This window comes from Kosakonia sp. HypNH10 (assembly GCF_029850615.1).
GTDB classification, from domain to species: domain Bacteria; phylum Pseudomonadota; class Gammaproteobacteria; order Enterobacterales; family Enterobacteriaceae; genus Kosakonia; species Kosakonia cowanii.
Genome location: NZ_JAOTIU010000003.1, coordinates 194,593 through 216,778 on the forward strand (window position 1 = coordinate 194,593; position 22,186 = coordinate 216,778).

The following is a 22,186-nucleotide window of genomic DNA, read 5'->3' on the forward strand; positions in this document are numbered from 1 at the left end:
TTAGACTGAGCCGTGACTTAATAAGTTTATACTAAAAGCATCCAGGCTTAGTGAAGGAGTTAGCGCCGTGATATATTTAAAGTATTTGCATTTTATTTTTCCTGCCATTATTGTTGTCATCGTTTTATCAATATTTATTCGTAATTATAAGAACACTAAAAGTGAAAAGGAAATACTTAGTAATCCAGTGTACGTTGACTCGACAATTACTCAAATAGTGCCCGACACGCCTTCGAAACTTGGCTTTATTAACATCGAACTAGATTATGAATTTAATGCCTGGAATGGCGCGACTTACCGTAATAAACATGCACGCACTGTGATTAAAACGATGGACTTATGTAATTACAAAGTAGGTGCAAAGGTGCCGGTTGTCTATCTGAAAACGGATCCCTCCCGTAACATGCTCAATGTGAAGAGTGAAATGTCATGATATTGCATAGACATCCTGTTGCAGAGGTTATTGGTACTTTAGGAGTTTATCAACTCGCTCGTTAGGTAACGGATATGATGTAACGTTTAGGTAATCCCTGTTCTGAATTTTATATCCACTATTAATGAATGCCAGTTAAGATGAAAATGATCATAATATTAGGATAGAGTATGCCAAACTCAATAATATGGAACATTGTTTTCGACTTTAGTTCTTGCTTGGCTAATTTACACTGTCTTCAAGGCAGGGGGTGAAAATAATAAATTCAGGGAGAAAGGTATCAAAATAGAAGCTAGAATAATCTACAAAAATATATCTGGGCTCCTGGTTCCGGCAATGTGAAGTTAAGAAGAGTTAAACTAAACGTGGTTTGATCAGAATGGATACTCGAAGTTTTTACACCAGAAGAATTGATGAAAATAATGAGAAAAAATACTGTGCTCCTGTATTGCTGACCGGAAGATCCTAAGCAAGTTTATCAGGTGCCTCAAGATATGGATTAGAGGCGTTTTCTTTTTTGAACCGTCCACTTTTAGTGACGTCCCCCATCTCAGTATCTCGCTACCCGCATAAGAGCCGCAATGCACAGGTTTTGAACGCAATAGGGCCGAGTAATAAATTAGGGTTACTATTAGCTCTTGGTATCTTTTGCTATCACTCTCTTTTGTTTTATCTGAGTTGGTAAAAGGGAGAGAACTATTTATCAAGAAAAGCCAATTGTGACCATAATCGATAAAATAAATCCTGTTGCTCCCGATGAATCAAGAAATACAACGGTGGCTTATACTTTGGGCTCTTTAATCCGAACGTTAACGTCGAGTGATTTTATTAAAAATAAAGGTGCATCAGTATTGTCTGATGCACTCTCGCTTTCTCCAAAGCCGGAAGCTTTTATAAAAGTACAGCGTTTGATTTTTCTAATAGACATTGATTAAGAAAATGGCAAGGCGAACACAGGGATTTGATAGTATGTTTTCATTATGCACCCTTCATGACACCCCTCGTTATATAATGGTTTCCAGATTAATAAATGACGCACTTATTGCATGTAGGGAAATTCCTGAGGTAGTAAAAGTTACAATTATTAAACCAGATGAGGACATGACAACAGAATATCTCTATCTGGACAAGGGTTTGCTGATGGTGCATGGTTTTACTGATTTCGATAATATTATTTTATATGACAGAGATAAGTTCAAGATGATAACAAATGACAGGCTTGTTATCATCAAGCTTTCCCGTTATGTATGTGGCGTCTGTCCGCAATGTTTGATCGGGACAGGGCTTGTACTATAAGTAAACCTACTGGATTGATAATGTTTGATATAATTTCGAGTGGTGCTAATGCACTTCTGATTTGTATAGGTACATTCGCATTTTTACGAATGCTTATTACTGAAATCATCCCAACAATTAAGAGCGGCTTCGTTGAGAGTCGTGTAGCGAAAAAGGGTATTGCAGTAGAAGGCGACATTATTGCCTCACACCAGACCTCCTCATGGGGCGGTAATAAACCTATTTATCAAATTACAATTCGCTTTAAAACCTACGATGGACAAGAAGTTGAGTCTGCCGTGAAGCAGGCACTATCATTTGATGAAATTGATCGTTATAAGGCTGGTAACGGTATCACACTAAAGTATGATCCGAAGAATCCCAAAAATATTGCAGTTTATGATAAGCCAATCATTTTAGGATCTTGATAATTACAGATTAAATCTGCAAAAAAATCAGTGCCCAAATCACTCTGGTTGGTAACGTGGGCAATGGAGTTGTTACTGAAGTCGCTTATTACTGTTTCGATTTTTTATAGGAGTCTGCTTGAGCCAGGTAAGGAAGTCAAAATAAAATATCTGAATGACAATAATATTGTGTTTGTTTTTTTTGGGGTAAATCTTTAGCCTCACGTCAGGGGTAAATGAATTATTTAGGGATGTCGAGAGGAGTATAGTATTTCTCTATGCTTTTTAAATAAGTTTAGATTGCTTACCTTTTAGCGAGAAGAGGGCTCATGACTACTAATAATATTTTTGTGCGGTAATGTTTTTATTTCACAGCTTCGTTAAATATAAGTTAAAGAAAATACAAGCAGAGAAGAACGCTTTGTTGCTGATGGTAAAGAGGTTAGCGCTACGGTTTTATCTTTGAAAAAAAACAGGTCTTTTTTAAATTATAACCCAGTAGTGGAGATGTCGTTACGCATTGAAGCTGAAATCCAAAAAAGTCATGGCTTGTTGAAAATCATAATAAACGATTATATTAATAACGATGGATGCGTGGCAGGGAGGAAATAAATATCTGGCAAAGACAGATAGTGTTGGAAAAAGGATCGTATTTGTTAAGGATAGTAATGGCAGGCCGTTATTATGTGACGATACTTAGTTTATGCTTTGGTGCCAGAAGGAAAGGTTATATATTAAGAAATATACCTCGGTGTCATACTCTGTATATCAGAAAAGTGGTTGTAGATCGCATGTCGGTGATTCCTGAGAATTAAGTGGCTAATTCTACCGCTATGAGATAAAAATAAAATATTATGACGAATGTAAGCAGAAAAGGATATTAACTTTTGAAACGAGAATTACTTGTTTATATTATTCCGATATTAGCTTTAGCAATGTTCTCTGCTCACGCCTCATCAGATGACAATGTTGTACAACTAAAAGCGTTGAGTGACTTCGCAGACCAGTTGAAAGAGAGCATCGGTCAGGATGTGAATACCGTTGAGCCGATTGTGGGGCATCCGCTTTTTCGTCTGGATCCGGCCAATGAATACTGGCTGACAACCAAACCTTTCACGCTTAATGGCGGGATTACCCTGTCTAATCTTGCTGTGCGATTAGGTCATAACCATCCATCGAAGGTTTCTATCATCCACTATGACGTGAGTAATGGATGTATTTTATTGTCAGACGTTAGAAATATTTATCCGCAGCTAAAGCTCTTTAGCGCGCCACACGGGCACTCGGTTAATGAAACTTTTGCCTGGATCACCCCTTTAGATAAAAACGGTAATGCGACAGCTTTCGCCTTTCCTTATGCCGAACCGGCCTGTCTTAAGAGAATGACGGTGCGAAATTTTGCCGATGACGTATAACTCCAGTGCGCTTTGTAACACTTAACCGTCGACATTCAATCGCTTTTTATAGATTCATTCATCACCTGTGATGTATTTTGATGCGTGCAATTAAAACCTCATAAGAACCAACTTAGGTTGTCAGGGAAAGAGTATGTCATATCACCGTCGCGCCTTTGGCAAAGTGCCATATTACGCTGCTTTATTAACCTGGCTGTTATTTACACTCCCTCATGCTTCAGCCGCGCTTCAGCTTAACCAGTACGATAAGTTAGACACGGTGGAAGGCATTACTGCCGACAAAGCCGTCGTTGCACAGCTTAAAAAGCTGCTGAGGAATGAATACGACACTTTCATTTCTAATTTCGATGTTTATGGCGAGCCGCACCACACTGCGGATGGTGGACTATTTGTTTCTGGCTGGATGCAGCATCTTGCTCAGGAGAACGCCTCGGCCTTCGTCATCTATCCCGATGGTCGGTTGTCTGCAGCATGGATTTTGCCAGATGACAGTGTGGTGAACTACCGTACTAATCACCCCAATGACGCCATCGACAGGGATATTCAACAGTGGGCAAGCCAGTTTGATGGAAAAACGCTCTCGGATATGGCGCCTCAGGCCAGCTCCATCCCTGAGTCTTAGCAATGCTTTTGTTGAACTGTTTATCGGTTCAGCAATGAAAAACGGGTATTTATCAGCGTTCAGCCAGCCTACCTTCTGCGGGTCAACAATTAGCCAACTATGTCGGTAGGTGCCCGGGCGAATTCAGTGAGTCTTATCAACAGCAATATCGGAAAATTATTCAAGGCCTGAAATTCCAGCTCGTCAGATATTGTGTTTCTGCCGGTAAACATTTTCCGAATAAGATATTTCATTAAGGATCGCATCATGCAAGACAGGATTACAGTCATTCTGCCGGTAGACGGCCTGCTTTTCTGGAAACTCACCGGTCGCGAGGCGCTGTCTGAAGCGTTTGCCTTCTCCCTGACGGTGCTGGGCACCGACGCGCGCATCGACCGCAGCCAGCTGCTCGGCCAGCCGGTAACGGTGAATGTACCGACGCAGGGGATTGCCGGCGGCATGCGCCATTTCAACGGCAAAATCACCCGCGTGGCGGTGAGCGCCACGGAGATGTCCGGGACGCGGTATGCGGTCTACCGGCTGACGGTGGAGCCGGACGTGTGGCCGATGAAGCGCGACCGCAACCTGCGAATCTTCCAGGAGCAGACGGTGCCGCAAATCGTGAAAACCCTGCTTGGCGAATACCAGGTGAATCTTGAGGACCGCCTGACCGGCAGCTACCGGAGCTGGGGCTACTGCGTACAGTACCAGGAGAGCAGTTTTGACTTCATCAGCCGTCTGATGGAGCTTGAGGGCATTGCCTACCACTTCAGTCACGAAGCCGACCGGCATGTGATGGTGCTGACGGACGCCGCCACGGAACACCAGCCCTTCAGCGGGTACGAAACCATTCCCTACCACCCGACACCGTCCGGCGGCAGCACCAGCAAAGAGGGCATCAGCCAGTGGGCGCTGGAGGACAGCGTGACGCCGGGTATCTACAGCCTTGATGACTACGACTTCCGCAAACCAAACGCCTGGCTGTTCCAGGCCCGGCAGAACCCGGCCTCGCCGCAGCCGGGGAGCATTGACGTCTATGACTGGCCGGGGCGCTTCGTCGAGCACGGTCACGGTGAATACTATGCCCGCATCCGCCAGGAGCGGTGGCAGGTGGAGCACCAGCAGATTCAGGCCACCGCCACGGCAACGGGTATCGCACCGGGTCACACCTTCGCACTTTATAACGCGCCGTTCTTCAGTGACAACGGCGAGTACCTGACCACCGAGGCAAACTACTTCCTCGAGGAGAACCGCTACGCCAGCGGGTCAGACGGCGAGACGGTGCACCGCACCGACTTCACCGTCATTCCCTCGTCGGTGGTGTTCCGCCCGGCACCGGTAACGGCGTGGCCGAAAACCCACGGCCCGCAGACGGCAAAAGTGGTCGGCCCGCGGGGGGAGAGCATCTGGACAGATAAATATGGCCGCATAAAGGTGAAGTTCCACTGGGACCGGCAGGCGAAAGGGGATGACACCAGCTCCTGCTGGGTGCGCGTGTCGAGCGCGTGGGCAGGCCAGGGCTTCGGCGGAGTGCAAATCCCGCGCGTGGGTGATGAGGTGGTGATTGACTTCATCAACGGCGACCCGGACCGTCCGATTGTGACAGGGCGCGTCTACAACGAAGCGAGCATGCCGCCATGGGCATTACCGGCAGCGGCCACACAGATGGGCTTCCTGAGCCGATCGAAAGATGGCTCGGTGGATAACGCTAATGCCCTGCGCTTTGAAGATAAAGCGGGCGAAGAGCAGGTGTGGTTGCATGCGGAGCGAAATCTTGATGTTGATGTTGAGAATGATGAAACTCACACCATCGAAAAAAATCATACGCAGTTTGTCGGCGAGAACGAAACGCTGCGCGTGGTGCAAGATCAGAAGAGCGGCGTAAAAGTAAATACCCTGAATTTAACCGGCAGCGACAGAAATGATAAAGTTGTCAATTCATTCACCTTATCCGCAGGCATTTCTTTGCGTCTGGAATGCGGTGAGAGCGCCATTGAGTTAACCAACGATGGCAATATCAATATTGTTGGCAATAATTTTAATTTTACCGTCAAACAAACAGGGCAGATAAATACATTGGGCGGTGAGCTTCACCTGAACCCGGATGGAGGGCATGCAGATATAGTTGCACCTGGCTCGGGTCATCAAAGTGCCATACAAGAAGAAGTTGATAGCTTTTTTATTATTAACAGCAATAAGTAAAGGGATACAGAAATGGCTGACTATACTCTTCAGGAAGCGACGATTGCGCTACCGGATATGTTTAAAGATCGCACCATGAATTTATTTACGCTAAATGATAATGGCGCAAGTGAATTCACCTTTGTTGTGTCCCGAGCCAGCGCTAAAAAAGGTGAAAATATTCAGGCTGTAGCGGCGCGAATTTTACGCGAAATGGAAATTACCGTTCCAGAATTTTGTCTTCATTTATCGCAGCCCGTGTCAGTTGATGGTGAACCTGCGGTTGAACTTTTTTACCAGTTTAAAAATGATGGCACGGTTATTTTTCAACGCCAGACGGTAGTCTTACTGGATGAGCAGCCCACAGGCAAAAAAATTGTTTGTTATATTGGCACATGCCCCGATGAATTTAGTCAATATTATCAGCGGCAGTATCAGGATATTATCCACAGCATCAAATTCCATCGTCAGCGGGAAACAGAGCCTGAGCAAATGTTACTTGCTGATGATCGGCGAATCTTCTTTGCTCTCGATACAGAAACGAAGCAGTTAACATCTTTTGACGGTATACAATCTCTCTATCAGCACCTGCCTTTGCAGCGTGCACGGGAAGGCTTATTTTTGATCTATGCTCAGGATGGGCAGGCATTGAGGATCGCTGCCGTACCGGGAAGTGAGCCGGTACGCTATGCGCTGTGGACACTTCCGCAGACGGGCGGACACCATCTAGCGCAGCAGTTATCTGCCTGTCGAACATATGAAGGCGTTGCCGGCCTGGACTCCTTAGAAGGGGTCCGGCGTTTCCTTACACGCAACGGAAGTGATGTTAATCATGGCTGAGTATCAAGCTGCGCGGGTTGATGATCCGATCGCACATACGGCGTCGAAAGGCTGGATGATTGCGGGTCTTATCGGCGGCGCTCTGCTTGGCGTAGCTGCCGTAGCGGTAACTGGTGGTGCTGCGCTGGTCGTCGTTTCTACTGTTGCGGCAAGCGCTTGCGCAGGCGGAGGCCTGGGAGAAGTCCTTGGCAGTATGTCATGGGCTCCCAGGCACGTTACCGGAACGCTGAAAGAAGGATCTCCTGATGTTTTTATCAACAGCCGTAAGGCGATTCGCGCACATCTGTCGCTCGGTGAATGTGATGAACACAGCGGAACACCTCAGCGCGTCGCAGAGGGATCGATAAAGGTTTACATCAATAATTATCCTGCTGCGCGCATTAGCGATCGTTTAACCTGCAGCGCAGAGATCTTCAAGGGTTCCGCCAATGTATTTATTGGCGGTGCAAAGGTGCAAACCGATGAGATCAGCCCGGAGATCCCCGGGTGGGTCAACTGGGTAATGCTGGGGGTTGGTGCAGGCGCGCTCGCCGTGATTGCCGGGCCAGCCATTGCACTGCTTAGCACTGCAGGTGGCATGACCGGAGGAACGCTCGGCAATTACGTTGGCGGTGAGTTTTTTGGTGAGGGCAGCGATGGTCAAAAATGGAGCATGCTACTTGGCGGACTCATTGGCGGTGGCCTGGGTGCTAAAGGCGGGGCGAAGTTTAATGCCTGGCGGGCTGGCAAACCTGTGGCGCAACCTGCTCCCACTCCAGCCGTCTCAGCTCGCCGCGCTGAGCTGAATGCGAAGTTCGAACGCACCGGTAATTTAAATAAAGATATCAACATTCGCGGTAACAGAAAAACGGTTGAAGATTTCATGCGCAAACAGGGTGTTGAAGAGGGTAAAATTGACGCATATATGTCAGGTATTAACCTTGAAGAAAGGGTTTCGGTTGAAACAATTAACCGCGGGAAAATAGCCTATCAGAACCAATCGCCGGGTAACTGGCAGGGCAACTGGTATTCGATGAATGAAAATACCCCACCGACTAAACTCGGAATAAACCCTGTTGGTCAGGTTCGCGGCACAACAGATATAGTGCCGAAAGAGGTCATTGCTTACCAGGCGCAGGAGAAAACGCTGATGCTAAGAAGTACAGCTACTCCAGCTCTTGATACCTGGTCTGTTCCCGGCAAACCTTTCCAAACAGAGGGCGGTGGCATACAATGGTTTACAACACAAAGAGATACCTGGACACCCGTTAAATGACTCAATTAACTGCATTAGATTATGTTGAGAAGGCATTGAGGCTGGCAATCAAAAGACACAGTGCAATAAAAAGTAACCCGGATGCTGGTGCGCTCGAACCTATGTACAGATCAATTGTTGCGCAGCTGGAATATTTGCGAGATGTTGTAAAAGGTACCCAGAAGGATAAAAGTAAGCTACGCGAACTCACTTTTGGTATGTATGCTGTAAAAGAGTTTGAAACTTCCGATGAAATTTTCTTTGAGCGACTGACCGACGCTTTTTATATTGCGTCACAGATTCGAAAAGGATTGAAAGTACAGCTGCCTCATCAAGTCAATAAAAATTTTGCTGAGACGCAAAAAAGACTGGCTTTGTTATATCCGGATGATTTTAATGTCTGATTGTTATTCTGGTTTGGTGCATGTTTTATTATCTGAAATAAAATTTCAATCAGATAAGTAAATTTTCAAAATTAGTCTCATTAGCAAAGTCTATCTCAGACAATGATGGTTAATGCCATCATTGCGGGCAACCGCTTAATGTTGTGCCATTTCGGCACTATAAACTATTTCTCTTTTAAGGGTCGCCAATGATCGATTTGCATGCAGATGACTTAACAATCAGTATCTATAGCGATCGATATAGTCATTACCGCCCCCTTAACGTCCGCAAAATGTTGTCTGAAGCTCCGGATCCTGCCGCCGTAAAATATGATGCCTGGGATAAAGCGCTTCCGCTTCTGACGTCCATTCCTGATGCCCGCGATAAGGCCATTGGCGCATTAGTTGGGCTGGCAGTAGGTAATGCTGTAGGGGCGACGCTTGCATTTCAGCCACGCGATCGCTATAGAGTGAGCGATATGGTAGGTGGTGGAATCTTCGGGCTTAAGGCTGGCGAGTGGACGGGTGATACCTCAATGATGCTGTGCCTTGCAGAAACCTATCTGCAAAATAATACATTGGATTTTAAGGATTTTCGTAATCGCCTGGTGCGTTGGTATAAGCGGGGTGAGAATAGCAGCAATGGCATCTGCTTTGATATCGGCAACACGACCCGTTTTGCGCTTGAGCAATACCTCCTGCATGGTGAAACGTGGATGGGTAATACAGAGAAAAATACTGCAGGTAATGCAGCATTAGTTCGTGAAGCTCCGGTAGCTATATTTCGCCGCAAAACCGTACGCGGAATATGGTTTGATTCCCAGGCGCAAAGCCAGGCAACGCACGGTACGACCGAATCCCTTTCAGCCTGTTTTTTTCTTGGTTTGCTGTTGAATCATTTAATCTACGGTTATGACAAAGAAAAAACGTTTTCACCACACATCGTCCCTCTCGCTTCACGTGTGCTTATCATTAATGCCGGTGAGTACAAACAAAAAACGCGCGATCAGATTCGTTCCAGTGCTTATGTTATCGACACGCTTGAAGCTGCCATGTGGGCGGTATGGAATACGGATAACTTTCGTGATGCGATTTTATTAGCGGCTAATCTGGGCGACGATGCCGACAGCGTTGCGGCTACAGCCGGGCAGATTGCCGGGGCATTATACGGCTACGCGGGTATTCCTCAAGAGTGGAAAGACAAACTGGTTCAACATGAACGGATTGCGAGTATTGCGGGTGAGCTATTTGACCGCGCCCCGGATAAAGATTTTCTTTAAGCAGAGTGAAACATTTACTCTCTTGAATTGCATAGGCGTTTGCAGTATTGCTGCGCTTTCACTTTTAACGAGAAAATTGTCATGAATCACTTAACCCGTAATGAGGGTGAAGCTCTGCACAATTTCCTCTGCAAAGCACTTAAAAACCCCTCGGATATCGAAGCATTAATGACCATGGCACGGGAACATCCGTCGACCATCCTTATGAAAGGAATTATCTGTCATTAAGACCGCAGGGAAAAAATGCTTTATCGACAGCCGACCTTGACGACTTATCGACACTGATGTTCTTTTACGGGCCTTAAGAATTTACAGATTTTTTGGAATGCTGATAGGGATCTAACGCACGCTATGGGTAGACATTCATTTCACTACAGGCTCTACTTTTTCGCCGCGAGCTTTTTGTTCTCCTGCTGCACCGGCGCTGCGTCGGCAACGAATTTTACCGGGCAGTGGCATGGCAATGAAAGCAGCGAGTCCACATTAACGCTGAAATTATCCCAGCAGAGTAATAAAATTACCGGGTCGTATTGTTTTATTACCCAGCGTGGTAACCGCATCGATTGCCCGGATGAACAGCACAATAATCTGCGCGGCGAAGTTGATAACGACACTGCTATTGTTACGTTTGATTCGAGCTTTGGCGGTAAAAACGGCAAAGCCACGCTGGTTATTCATGGTGACAAAATGGCGTGGCATCTTACGCAGCCGCCCGAACGCGGTGACTATTATGCTCCGGAAAATTACGCCCTGGTTAAAGAGACTGTTCACAATGGCGCGACCACGAAAATTATCCGCACAGATAATTTTATGATTGCGATCCGTAATAATTGCGGTGAGTTCCCCACGCCTTGCGATGATCTGCTATATATCGGCGCACGGAACCGAGACAGCCAGCAGATTAGCCTGCATGGTAAAACGCGGCTGGATGGTGCAAACCGCGTCACTGGCGCAGAATTCCATAATGGTGATGTTCTTTACATAGTGGATTATAATCCGCCGAAACTGGTGGTAACTCAGGCGGGTAAAACGCTTGTCAACCAGGCGGGTAGCTGGCTTAAATAGCGGTTCTTTTGACTGATTATGGAAAGGTTAATGCGACGAATAGTTTCCGTTTTTACGCTGCTGTTTGGTTTATCTGCCCAGGCTGCGCAAACGCCGCTGGCGGAAAATGACTTCACCGTTGAAATTAATAAACAGGCAATCACCCTTGGGCAGGATTGGGATCGTAATCTGCTTGCGGCGTTAGGGAAGCAGGTCAGCGAGGATTTTGTCGGTGAAGTGCCATTTGGTGATGAAAATTATAAGTTTTATCGCCACATTTTTGAGGATTTTGATATCTACAGCGCCAACATCGACTGGCAGCAGCGCGGCAAAAGCATTGACAGTTACGTCATCAGCCAGATAACGCTGCACTCCCCGACATTGCACACCGCGCGCGGCGTTGCGCCTGGTGATGCGAAACAGAGTGTGATTGAGCATTACGGCGCAGGGGAGACCGCTAACAGCGACGGTGAAGAGTGGATTACGTATTCACTAAATAGCAAAAACATCGCTTTCGATGTCACCGGCGGTAAAGTGAAGGTCATTAATATCAGTACAGGAAATGACTGAACGGATTGCCTGAATTATTAACTTGCCGGGCAGGGGGGATGAAGATGAAAATCGACAAGCTCATCAAGAAACGCGTCATGCTGCACGATGGTGTGGAAACACGTTTTTTCAATCAAGGTGTCGAGCTGCTCTGCCCGCGTTGTCAGCAAGAGATTGAGCCGGATCTCTACCAGAGCCAGGATTTTGCCCGGCTGCCTGAGCAAATCCAGGTTGCTGTGGCAAGCCGAATCAAAGCCATTACCTTCAACCCTGAGGCTATTACCCGCTACTGCACGCCACTGGGTTCGCTTCTGTACTTGACCCACTGTTGTGAGGGTGGGCAAGGGAAAACGCTGCTTGTCTTCAGTTATAAAGAGCAGCAGCCCGCCCGCTACATCGCTACACTTTATGCGCTGCTGGTGGTTAGCGATGATCAATAATACATTGCAATACCCCAAAAAAGCACCGCCAGACGCCCGCGGCTATTAACGCAATAAAAAACCCCAGCTCGAAACTCCACCAGGGTTTTTCACATATTACTTACCGCTGCTTACAGCCCGCGCACTGCTTGTTCTGGATCTGCTGGAAGAAGTCATTCCCTTTATCATCCACCAGAATAAACGCCGGGAAGTTCTCCACTTCTATCTTCCAGATCGCCTCCATACCCAGTTCCGGGTACGCAACACACTCCAGGCTCTTAATGCTCTGCTGCGCCAGTACGGCAGCCGGGCCGCCAATACTTCCCAGATAGAAACCGCCATGTCTGGCACAGGCATCGGTGACCTGCTGGCTGCGATTGCCTTTTGCCAGCATGATCATGCTCGCGCCATGCGATTGCAGCAGGTCTACGTAGGAATCCATACGCCCTGCGGTGGTTGGGCCAAGCGAACCAGAAGCATAACCTTCTGGCGTTTTTGCCGGGCCAGCGTAGTAGATCGGGTGATCTTTCACGTACTGCGGCAGCTCTTCGCCATTATCAATCAGCTCTTTCAGCTTCGCGTGGGCAATATCGCGCGCCACAATAATCGTGCCGTTGAGCGAAACGCGGGTCGATACCGGGAAGGCAGAAAGCTGGGCGAGGATCGCTTTCATCGGCTGGTTGAGATCGATTTTTGCCACATTGCCTTCACCCTGCTGGCGCAGCTCTTCCGGGATATACTGCGCCGGATTCGACTCCATTTTCTCAATCCAGATCCCGTCGCGGTTAATTTTCGCTTTGATGTTACGGTCGGCGGAGCAGGAGACACCCATGCCGATAGGGCAGGAGGCACCGTGTCGCGGCAGGCGGATCACGCGGATATCATGCGCAAAGTACTTCCCGCCAAACTGCGCGCCAAGTCCGAGATTTTGCGCCTCTTCCATCAATGCCTGTTCCAGTTCAACGTCACGAAATGCCTGACCGTGCTCATTCCCTTCGGTCGGCAAGCCATCGTAGTAGCGGGTCGACGCCAGTTTCACGGTTTTCAGCGTTGATTCAGCGGAGGTTCCACCAATCACAAAGGCGATATGGTAGGGCGGGCAGGCCGCGGTGCCCAGCGTGCGCATCTTCTCCACCAGATAGTTTTTCAGCTTCGCCGGGGTGATCAGCGCCTTGGTCTCCTGATAGAGATAGGTCTTGTTAGCCGAACCACCGCCCTTGGCGATGCACAAGAATTTATACTCGTCGCCGTCAACGCTATAGAGATCGATCTGCGCGGGCAGGTTAGTGCCTGTATTGACCTCTTTGTACATATCCAGCGGCGCATTCTGCGAATAGCGCAGGTTATCTTCGGTGTAGGTGTTATAAACCCCACGCGCCAGCGCGGCTTCATCGCCACCACCGGTCCAGACGCGCTGACCTTTTTTACCCATGATGATCGCAGTACCGGTATCCTGGCAGGTAGGCAGCACGCCTTTGGCCGCGATTTCGGAATTACGCAGAAATTGCAGGGCGACATACTTGTCGTTCTCACTTGCCTGCGGGTCGTTCAGAATGGCGGCAACCTGTTTCTGATGGGACGGGCGCAGCATAAACGCGGCATCGTGGAAGGCCTGCTGTGCCAGCAGCGTTAACGCCTGCGGCTCGACTTTCAGTACCTGCTCACCTTCAAACTCTGCGACAGAGACATGTTCGCGGCTCAGCAGATAGTATTCCGTCTCATCTTTTGCCAGCGGGAACGGATCCTGATAAACAAACGGTTTGTTCGACATAGCTCATTACTCCACAAAAATAAAACCGCCGTGAAAACCCGACGGTTATGAATCAGAACATCATGGTAATCCACGGATAGCCAATCAACAGCAGAGCGGCGAGGAAGATGGCACCGAAGATGGTACCGAGACGCCAGTAATCTTTAGTCGGCAGGTAGCCGCTGCCGTAGTAAATCGGGCTTGGCCCAGTGCCGTATGGGGTGATGATACCCATGACACCCAGCGAGGTGCAGAGCACCAGCACAACGACTTCCATATTGATGCCAGGAATGGTCGCTGCGATGGTCAGCATCGCCGGCAGCAGCGCGGTGGTGTGTGCCGTGGTGCTGGCGAAGAGATAGTGCAGCAGATAGAACGCCAGCAGCAGAGCGATGGTTGCCATGCCCGGAGAGACGCCGCTCATCAGCAGTCCGCCCTCTTTGCCCAGCCAGGCAATAAAACCGGTGGATGAGAGGCCATCAGCCAGCGCGACCAGCGTGGCGAACCAGACAAAGGTGTTCCATGCCGGTTTATTGCTGGTGATATCGTTCCAGCTCAGAACACCGGTCCACAGCATCAGCACCACAACCAGCAGGGCGGCGAGTGCCGGTTCAATAAAGTCGGCGGCGAAAATCCACATCAGCAGCGCACAGCAGACAAAGACCAGCAGCAGAATTTCATTACGGGACATTCTGCCCAGCTTCTCCAGCTCGCGGCTCGCCCACAGCGGGACCTCATCATTCACTTTCACTTCGGGCGGATAGAACCAGTACGCCAGCAGCGGCATAGTCAGAATCAACAGTAGGCCCAGCGGCAGGAAGGCGATGAACCAGGTGCCCCAGGAGATATTAATCCCAACAATGCTTTTCACCAGCGCCAGCGCCAGCAGGTTAGGCGCAAGAGCGGAAAGGAACATAGAGCTGGTGATACAGGCAGCGGTGATCGCCACCCACATCAGATAAGAACCAATACGGCGCGCGCTCGGATCGTTCGGTTTTGAACCATACAGAGGCGGTAGATTGGCAATAATCGGATAGATAGTCCCGCCGCTGCGCGCGGTGTTTGATGGGGTAAACGGGGCCAGCAGCAGATCGGCGAAGGTGATGGCATAGCCGAGCGTCAGGCTGCGGCGACCCAGGTATTTGACGAGGATCAGCGCCAGGCGGCGACCAAACTGGGTCTTATCGTAACCGGCAGCAAACATAAATGCGCCGAAGATAAGCCAGACGGTGGAGTTGCCGAAACCGCTGACCGCCCATTTAAAGGACTGGCCCGCCAGCTTGAATTTCGGGTCTGCCAGCTGTTCCGGACTGAACAGCAGCCACTGACCGCAGAGCGCGATCACTACCACGCCGGTCATACCGATTACGGCACCTGGCAGCGGCTCAAAGATCAGGCCGACAATCACGCCAACGAAGATAGCAAAATAGTGCCATGCGTAAGGCGGTAAGCCTTCTGGCACCGGAACGAACAGTAACAGTATGGCCACGATAATGGGTAGTGCCATCATCACCAGGCGGTTTTTATTACCGGCCTTTGCGCGCTCTGCAGTAGCAGAAGCTGGGGTTGGAGTTTTCTCTTTCATAGTGAGCATCTACAAGTAGTTAAGAATTCGGAGCGATCGCGGAGTAGAGTGTGATTTATTTAGTTTCGAAAGATATTTTAGTTATTAAAATTATCTTCTCTTATTCCGCTGATCTTTATTTATCGCAAAATTGGTTGGCAATAAATAACAAAATAAGTCTTTTTCTATATTGCCCCTGGCGATGGGATTTCAATTGATTAAGATCAATAAAACGAAAAGAGATGTGCTTTTTTTAATATCTGGAATACCCACTATTAATAATGTGGTTAATTTCCAGAAAAGCGAAGAGATGTTAAATATTTGTATTGAAAATCAAGGCTTCCACGCTATGCTTGTCTATTAAGTGATTGATAATAATATATTTTTGGTGATGGTGTCTCGTCGTGCAAGATCTCGTAAGGTAATGATTATGTTACCGGTAATTATAAAAATGTGAACGCAATATTTAAAAATGATAATACAGTGGAGGTAGGTCTGTTATTGCAGGGGTTAAATAGTTTTATAACTAACGTAATTAATTTGGTAAATAAAATTCACGGTATATTAATTACACGACACCAGGATTAATAACCAGAACGAAAATAGATCCGTCACCGAATTCAAGATTTATCAATTTTAGATGTGGAGTTTATTATGACCAGTAACGAACGTATTCTCAGCCCGTTTACATTGCCAAACGGCGTAGAACTGAAAAACCGTTTGTTAATGGCGCCAATGACCACCTGCACAGGTTATTTTGACGGTACCGTTACTAGCGAATTAGTGGAGTATTACCGCGCACGTTCAGGGGCTATTGGCACCATTATTGTGGAGTGTTGCTTTGTCGACGATCTCGGTCTCGCTTTTCCAGGGGCGATTGGGATTGATAGCGATGAAAAAATCGCCGGGCTGGCAAAAATTGCCGCCGCTATTCGGGAGAAAGGTTCAAAAGCCATTCTGCAGATTTACCACGGCGGGCGCATGGTGGAGCCGAAATTAATCGGCGGACGCACACCGATTGCGCCAAGCGCAATTGCCGCGCCGCGCGAAGGTGCCGCAACGCCGGTAGCGATGAGCGCTGCGGAAGTTGAAAGCATGATTGCCAAATTTGGCGAAGCGGTACGTCGCGCCATCCTGGCAGGCTTCGACGGCGTGGAGATTCATGGCGCTAACACTTATCTCATTCAGCAATTCTTCTCTCCCCACTCCAACCAGCGTGACGATGAGTGGGGCGGCAGCCGAGAAAACCGTGCCAGGTTCCCGCTGGCCGTGCTGGATATTGCTCACAAGATGGCACGGCAGTATGCAGATGATGCGTTTATCATTGGCTACCGCTTCTCACCGGAAGAGCTGGAAGTCCCCGGCATCCGTTTTGATGACACAATGTTCCTGCTGGAGAAGCTGGCCGCTCGCGGTCTCGACTATCTGCACTTCTCCGTGGGTGCAGCGCTGCGCTCCTCCATTAATGACACGACCGATCCGACGCCGCTGATCGATAAATATTGCGCGTTGCGCTCAGAAACGCTGGCGCAGATCCCGGTAATGGGCGTTGGCGGCATCGTCAACGCGGCAGATGCGGAAGAGGGGTTGGATCACGGTTACGATCTGATGGCGGTAGGCCGCGCCTGCATCGCCTACCCGGATTGGGCTTCACGCATTGCCAACGGTGAAATCCTTGAGCTCTTTATGGACAGCACCCAGCGTGAAGCCCTGAACATCCCCGAGCCGCTTTGGCGTTTCTCGCTGGTAGAAGCGATGATCCGTGATATGAGCATGGGCGCGGCGAAGTTCAAACCGGGGGTTTTTGCTGAAACCGTGCAGGACGACAGCAACACGCTTGTGTTCAATATCAGTCTTGAAACGGACTGTATTGCGGATATTACGCTGGCAGAAGGCCCGCTTGATGACGTCGAGTTTACCAGCAGCTTTGAAGAGATCCGCAGCCGTATCATCGATGCCAACTCTCCGCACGTGGACGCCATCTCCGGCGCAACCAGTCAGAGCGAGGCGGTGAAAAAAGCGGTGTCGAAAGCGATGGTCAAATCGAGCAAAGCGCGGATCGCGGAAGAGGGCGGTGATGCCAGCGCGCCGAAAAATTACGATGTAGTTGTTATCGGTAGCGGCGGTGCTGGCCTGGCTGCGGCAATTCAGGCACACGATGAAGGTGCCAGCGTACTGATTGTCGAAAAAATGCCGACTATCGGCGGTAACACCATCAAAGCCTCGGCAGGAATGAACGCGGCAGAAACCCGCTTCCAGCGTGTAAAAGGCATTCAGGACAGTAAAGAGCTGTTCTACGCTGAAACCCTGAAAGGGGGCGGCGAGAAGAACGATCCTGCGCTGCTGCGCCGCTTTGTGGAACATGCGCCGGAAGCGATTGAGTGGCTGGCGCGTCGCGGCATTATGCTTAACGACATCACCACCACCGGCGGTATGAGCATTGACCGTACGCACCGTCCACGCGACGGATCGGCGGTTGGTGGCTACCTGATCAGCGGCCTGCTGCGCAACGTTACCAAACGCAATATCGACGTTATGCTGGATACCTCCGTCGAAGAGATCCTCTTTGACGCGGGCGAAGTGCGCGGTGTACGCCTGCTGACCGAGGAGCAGGAGACACTGAATGTTGATGCGAAGAGCGTGATTGTTGCCACCGGTGGCTTCAGCGCCAACAGTGCGATGGTCGTAAAATATCGCCCCGATCTGGACGGTTTCGTCACCACCAACCATAAGGGCGCGACCGGTAGCGGGATTTCTCTGCTGGAACGCCTTGGCGCGGCCACGGTGGATATGGGCGAAATCCAGATCCACCCGACGGTTGAGCAAAACACCTCCTATCTGATTTCAGAATCGATTCGCGGCGGCGGGGCAATCCTGGTCAATCAGCAGGGCAACCGCTTCTTCAACGAGATGTCGACCCGCGATAAAGTTTCTGCGGCCATCATCGCGCTGCCGGAGCACTATGCTTACATTGTCTTTGATGAGCACGTTCGTGCGAAAAACAAAGCGGCGGATGAGTATATCGCCCGTGGTTTTGTTACCAGCGCCAGCTCACCACATGAACTCGCGGATAAGCTGGGCATGGATTATCATGCCTTCCTCGCCACGCTGGAACGCTATAACGGCTTTGTTGAAAAACAGCATGATGATGATTTCGGGCGCACCACCGCACTGCGCGCACCGATTAACGAAGGCCCATTCCACGCCATTCAGATAGCGCCAGGTGTGCATCACACCATGGGCGGCGTGACCATCAACACCGACACCCAGGTGCTTAACAGCGAGCAGCAGGTTATTCCGGGGGCTTTCGCGGCGGGTGAAGTGGTAGGTGGCCTGCACGGTGGCAACCGCATCGGCGGCAACGCCGTGGCAGATATTATTGTCTTCGGTTCGCTGGCAGGACATCAGGCTGCGCTGCGCGCAAAACGGTAACGCATTCACGCAAACTGGCTGCGTCTTATCAGGCCTCTTATTTTTCCTGGCCTGATAAGCGTAGCGCCACCAGTACGCAACAGAAGGAGTATGCAATGTCCGCTAACCCGAGCTGGCGCTACTCAGCCGTGCTGATGGGCTCGCCCATCCTGCTCACGCTCTTTGTCCACGATGAGGCGCTTGCCTCCCGCGTATTTGCCCTGATTAAGCGCTACGAAGATCTCTTCACCGTTAACCGCACCCACTCTGAAGTGATGGCAATCAATCACGCCGCAGGACGGCATCCGGTTGCCGCCAGCCGCCCGGTTTTTGAGCTTATCAAATGTGCCAAAGCCGCCAGCATGATGCCGGGCAGCGCCTTTAATCTGGCCATTGGCCCGCTGGTGAAACTATGGCGAATCGGGTTTAAAGGCGACCGGGTGCCGGAGGCGGATGCGATCGCCGCGCGGCTACGCATCACGCGCGTGCAGGACGTGGTTCTCGATGATGCCGCGGGCAGCGTTTTTCTTGCGCAGGCCGGGATGGAGATCGATCTCGGCGCGATTGCTAAAGGGTTTATTGCCGACAGGGTACGCGACTATCTGCACCAGCAGGGGGTGACCGAGGGGTTAATCAATCTTGGCGGCAACGTGCAGACGCTGGGGACGCCGCAGGGGCGGTGGTCGGTCGGCGTGAAAAAGCCGTTCGCACAGGCGGATGCGCTGATTGGCACGCTTGAGGTTGCCAACCAGTCGGTAGTCACCTCCGGCACCTATGAGCGCTATTTCGAGCAGGATGGTCGACGCTGGCACCATATCCTCGATCCGCGCAGCGGCTACCCGCTGGAAAATGAACTCGACAGCGTGACCATCATCTCCAGCGACTCACTCGACGGCGATATCTGGACCACGCTTATCTTCGGCCTCGGTGTCGAAAAAGGGTGTCAGCTTCTGAAGCAGCGCGAGGATATTGAAGCCCTTTTCGTCACTAAAAAACGCGAAGTGATCCTCTCCTCGCAGCGCCAGTTCCGCTACACCCACGCTGACGACAGTTACCGGTTTATTGACTGTACTGTTTGAGCAGGCTGTACTGCTCCGCAATAAGCTGGTAGCGATAAACCGGCCGACCGGTCGCTCCATAGTGGATAGTGGTATAGAGAATATTAATCTGCGCCAGCCAGATCAGGTATTTACGGCAGGAGACGCGGGAGATATTGACCGCATTCGCCAGTTCATCCGTTGAAAACTCAATTCCCGGATGGGCATCGATCCACTGGCAAATGGTGCGCAGGGTCTGGGCAGTAAGCCCCTTCGGCAGCTTACGGGTGTCTGCAACTTCCGGCGCGCCGCCGTGCAGCAGGCGATCAACATCCGACTGCTCATAGTAGGGGTGCGCATCCATCAGCTTGCGCTTCTCGCGCCAGCCAGTGAGCGCCTCTTCAAAACGCGGGAACTGGAACGGCTTAATCAGATAGTCAACTACACCGTAATGAAGCGAGGTCTGAATGGTGGCAGCATCGGCGGAAGAGGTGATCATAATCACGTCGATTGCGCGCCCGCTGGCACGAATAATCGGCAGCAGATCGAGACCGCTGTCCTGCTGCATATAGACATCCAGCAGCACCAGATCGATCTCAAGCAGCGGATTGTTCACCATCTCCTCGGCCTGACGCAGCGTTGACGCCGTGCCGCAGCACTGAAAACCGGCTATCTGCGCCACGTACATGCGGTTCAGCTCGGCAACCATGGCATCATCGTCAACAATTAATACATTTATCACGCGTTCTTCCTTTCACTATCCCACGGGAGATGGACAAAAAATTGGGTAAACACACCGGGTTCAGATTCCACGCTCAGGGTACCGCCAAGTTCAGCCAGCTGCTGGCTGGCGAGGAAAAGCCCGACGCCGCGGTTTTCACCCTTGGTGGAGAAGCCTTTGCGAAAAATAGCGTCGATATTGCCCGGCGCAATACCCGGCCCGTCATCGCTTACTTCACCTGCCAGCCAGCCATCCTGGTAATGCAGGAATAGCCCGACTTCACCCTCCTGCTGGCCGCTCATCGCATCCAGCGCATTTTCAATCAGATTACCGAGTACGGTGACCAGCACCGTCACCTGTTTCTCATTCGGGTTATCCGGCACGTGGCTCTCATCCGCCAGCGTCAGGGTAAAACCGCACTCCTTGGCGCGGTTGATTTTACCGAGCAGAAAACCGGCCACTACCGGCGACTTGATCTGATGCTGGATCGCGCCGATATCACTCTGGTAGTTCTGGGCCGTTTGCAGCACATACTCCTGCAGCTTGTCATAGCGCTTCATATTTAACAGACCGAGGATGACATGCAACTTGTTCATGAATTCGTGCGAGGTGGTTCGCAAGGCATCGACATAATTGACCATCCCATCGAGCCGCTGCATCAACTGGCTCACCTCGGTCTTATCGCGGAAAGTACAAATCGCGCCGATAATACTCTCCTGGCTGCGTACCGGTACGGTGTTACTGAGTAGGAGGCGACCATTGCACCCCAGCTCGCGATCGAAAATAGGTGTGCCGGTCTGCAACACGCTCAGCAGATCGGCCAGCAGAGGTTGATGCGTGCCGGAGCCCTGCGCCGTACTGCTGAGTAACATCCGCCGCCCGGCATGGTTCAGCAGCGTCACGCGCCCGTCGGCATCGACCGCCATCACCCCCTCTTTAAGGGACTGCAACATCGCCTGGCGCTGTTTAAACTGGGCTGAAATCTCGTACGGCTCCAGCCCGAGCAGAATGCGCTTTAACACCCGCACCACCTGCCAGACGCCAACAAAACCCACCAGTGCGCTGAATATTAAGATCCACATCGCCGCCTGGCGGCTACGGCTGACCTGCTCATCGACTTCGCTTAACGAAATGCCGACCACCACTACACCGATCTGCTGGTGGCGCTCATCATAAACCGGGGTAAACACGCGCAGCGCCGGGGCCAGTACGCCGCGGTTAACCGCGGCATTCTCGTGGCCCTTTAACGCAGGCTGCAGATCCTCGCCAATAAAGTTCTGCCCGATCATGCTGGCGTTCGGGTGCGCATAGCGAATGCCCTGCATATTAGTCACCACCGCATAGAGCAGATCGTTTCGCGCCGCCACCGCCTGCGCAAGAGGCTGAATAACATTACTATTAGGCGGTAGTAACAGCCCGCGCCTGATTTCCGGGGCATTGGCAAGGGTACGCGCCACCGCGAAGCCGGTTGCTTTCACGCCGTCGCGCGTGGCGTTGCTGATTTGCCAGAACCAGAGGGCGCAGGCCAGCAGCAGCACGGAACCCGTCACGCTGCACACCATAAGTGTAACCATGGTGCCGAACTTCATTGGCCGTTTGCGCGAGGAGGTCGCCGTGGGCGCTATTTGAGTCATGCCGAACC

At 50.4% G+C, this 22,186-nt stretch carries 19 protein-coding genes; 15 read left to right on the forward strand and 4 right to left on the reverse strand.

The window, feature by feature from the left end; translation table 11 throughout:
- Positions 1 to 1,152 precede the first annotated feature (1,152 nt).
- The 13 genes from N7V53_RS10370 to N7V53_RS10430 all read left to right on the forward strand — a co-directional run bounded on the left by N7V53_RS10370 (position 1,153) and on the right by N7V53_RS10430 (position 12,082).
- Complete coding sequence (locus N7V53_RS10370; RefSeq protein ID WP_279793322.1) at positions 1,153 to 1,368, forward strand: hypothetical protein; 216 nt, start codon at positions 1,153 to 1,155, stop codon at positions 1,366 to 1,368.
- 34 nt (positions 1,369 to 1,402) lie between these two features.
- A complete protein-coding gene (locus N7V53_RS10375) occupies positions 1,403 to 1,729 on the forward strand; it encodes a hypothetical protein (protein WP_279793323.1) in 327 nt (108 codons plus the stop codon).
- 20 nt (positions 1,730 to 1,749) lie between these two features.
- Positions 1,750 to 2,136, forward strand: coding sequence for a DUF3592 domain-containing protein (locus N7V53_RS10380; protein WP_279793324.1), 387 nt, complete (start codon positions 1,750 to 1,752; stop codon positions 2,134 to 2,136).
- A gap of 866 nt (positions 2,137 to 3,002) precedes the next feature.
- A complete protein-coding gene (locus tag N7V53_RS10385; RefSeq protein WP_279793325.1) occupies positions 3,003 to 3,530 on the forward strand; it encodes a hypothetical protein in 528 nt (175 codons plus the stop codon).
- A gap of 133 nt (positions 3,531 to 3,663) precedes the next feature.
- Positions 3,664 to 4,152 (forward strand): hypothetical protein, encoded by a 489-nt coding sequence (locus tag N7V53_RS10390; protein ID WP_279793326.1) that lies wholly within the window; start codon positions 3,664 to 3,666, stop codon positions 4,150 to 4,152.
- Positions 4,153 to 4,398: 246 nt separating this feature from the next.
- Positions 4,399 to 6,333: a type VI secretion system tip protein TssI/VgrG gene (tssI, locus tag N7V53_RS10395; RefSeq protein ID WP_279793327.1), complete on the forward strand. Its 1,935-nt coding sequence runs from the start codon at positions 4,399 to 4,401 to the stop codon at positions 6,331 to 6,333.
- 12 nt (positions 6,334 to 6,345) lie between these two features.
- Positions 6,346 to 7,152 carry a DcrB-related protein gene (locus N7V53_RS10400; RefSeq protein ID WP_279793328.1) on the forward strand — a complete coding sequence of 269 codons (807 nt, stop codon included), beginning with the start codon at positions 6,346 to 6,348 and terminating at the stop codon, positions 7,150 to 7,152.
- Positions 7,145 to 8,407 (forward strand): polymorphic toxin type 46 domain-containing protein, encoded by a 1,263-nt coding sequence (locus N7V53_RS10405; RefSeq protein WP_279793329.1) that lies wholly within the window; start codon positions 7,145 to 7,147, stop codon positions 8,405 to 8,407. Before N7V53_RS10400 ends, N7V53_RS10405 begins: the two co-directional genes overlap by 8 nt.
- On the forward strand, positions 8,404 to 8,790 hold the full coding sequence (locus N7V53_RS10410; RefSeq protein WP_279793330.1) for an immunity protein Tsi6 family protein: 387 nt from the start codon (positions 8,404 to 8,406) through the stop codon (positions 8,788 to 8,790). Before N7V53_RS10405 ends, N7V53_RS10410 begins: the two co-directional genes overlap by 4 nt.
- Before the next feature lie 188 nt (positions 8,791 to 8,978).
- Positions 8,979 to 10,049 carry an ADP-ribosylarginine hydrolase Tri1 gene (gene tri1, locus N7V53_RS10415; RefSeq protein ID WP_279793331.1) on the forward strand — a complete coding sequence of 357 codons (1,071 nt, stop codon included), beginning with the start codon at positions 8,979 to 8,981 and terminating at the stop codon, positions 10,047 to 10,049.
- A gap of 351 nt (positions 10,050 to 10,400) precedes the next feature.
- On the forward strand, positions 10,401 to 11,114 hold the full coding sequence (locus tag N7V53_RS10420; RefSeq protein WP_279793332.1) for a hypothetical protein: 714 nt from the start codon (positions 10,401 to 10,403) through the stop codon (positions 11,112 to 11,114).
- A gap of 30 nt (positions 11,115 to 11,144) precedes the next feature.
- Complete coding sequence (locus tag N7V53_RS10425; protein WP_279793333.1) at positions 11,145 to 11,663, forward strand: hypothetical protein; 519 nt, start codon at positions 11,145 to 11,147, stop codon at positions 11,661 to 11,663.
- 44 nt (positions 11,664 to 11,707) lie between these two features.
- Positions 11,708 to 12,082, forward strand: a complete 375-nt coding sequence (locus N7V53_RS10430) for a hypothetical protein (RefSeq protein ID WP_279793334.1) — start codon at positions 11,708 to 11,710, stop codon at positions 12,080 to 12,082.
- Positions 12,083 to 12,182: 100 nt separating this feature from the next.
- Here N7V53_RS10430 and fumA read toward each other — a convergent pair whose 3' ends face one another.
- Complete coding sequence (fumA, locus tag N7V53_RS10435) at positions 12,183 to 13,832, reverse strand: class I fumarate hydratase FumA (RefSeq protein ID WP_279793335.1); 1,650 nt, start codon at positions 13,830 to 13,832, stop codon at positions 12,183 to 12,185.
- A gap of 52 nt (positions 13,833 to 13,884) precedes the next feature.
- Positions 13,885 to 15,396, reverse strand: coding sequence for an anion permease (locus N7V53_RS10440; protein ID WP_279793336.1), 1,512 nt, complete (start codon positions 15,394 to 15,396; stop codon positions 13,885 to 13,887).
- A 633-nt stretch (positions 15,397 to 16,029) separates the two neighbouring features.
- Between N7V53_RS10440 and N7V53_RS10445 the strand changes: the two genes are divergently transcribed.
- On the forward strand, positions 16,030 to 18,807 hold the full coding sequence (locus N7V53_RS10445) for a flavocytochrome c (protein WP_279793337.1): 2,778 nt from the start codon (positions 16,030 to 16,032) through the stop codon (positions 18,805 to 18,807).
- Positions 18,808 to 18,902: 95 nt separating this feature from the next.
- Positions 18,903 to 19,865 carry an FAD:protein FMN transferase gene (locus tag N7V53_RS10450; protein WP_279793338.1) on the forward strand — a complete coding sequence of 321 codons (963 nt, stop codon included), beginning with the start codon at positions 18,903 to 18,905 and terminating at the stop codon, positions 19,863 to 19,865.
- On the opposite strand, the gene dcuR is transcribed toward N7V53_RS10450, so the two are convergent.
- Complete coding sequence (dcuR, locus tag N7V53_RS10455; RefSeq protein WP_023478324.1) at positions 19,846 to 20,565, reverse strand: two-component system response regulator DcuR; 720 nt, start codon at positions 20,563 to 20,565, stop codon at positions 19,846 to 19,848. The two genes, N7V53_RS10450 and dcuR, sit on opposite strands and share 20 nt — an antisense overlap.
- Positions 20,562 to 22,178 carry a sensor histidine kinase gene (locus tag N7V53_RS10460; RefSeq protein ID WP_279793339.1) on the reverse strand — a complete coding sequence of 539 codons (1,617 nt, stop codon included), beginning with the start codon at positions 22,176 to 22,178 and terminating at the stop codon, positions 20,562 to 20,564. The genes dcuR and N7V53_RS10460 overlap by 4 nt, the downstream gene beginning before the upstream one ends.
- Positions 22,179 to 22,186: the final 8 nt, after the last annotated feature.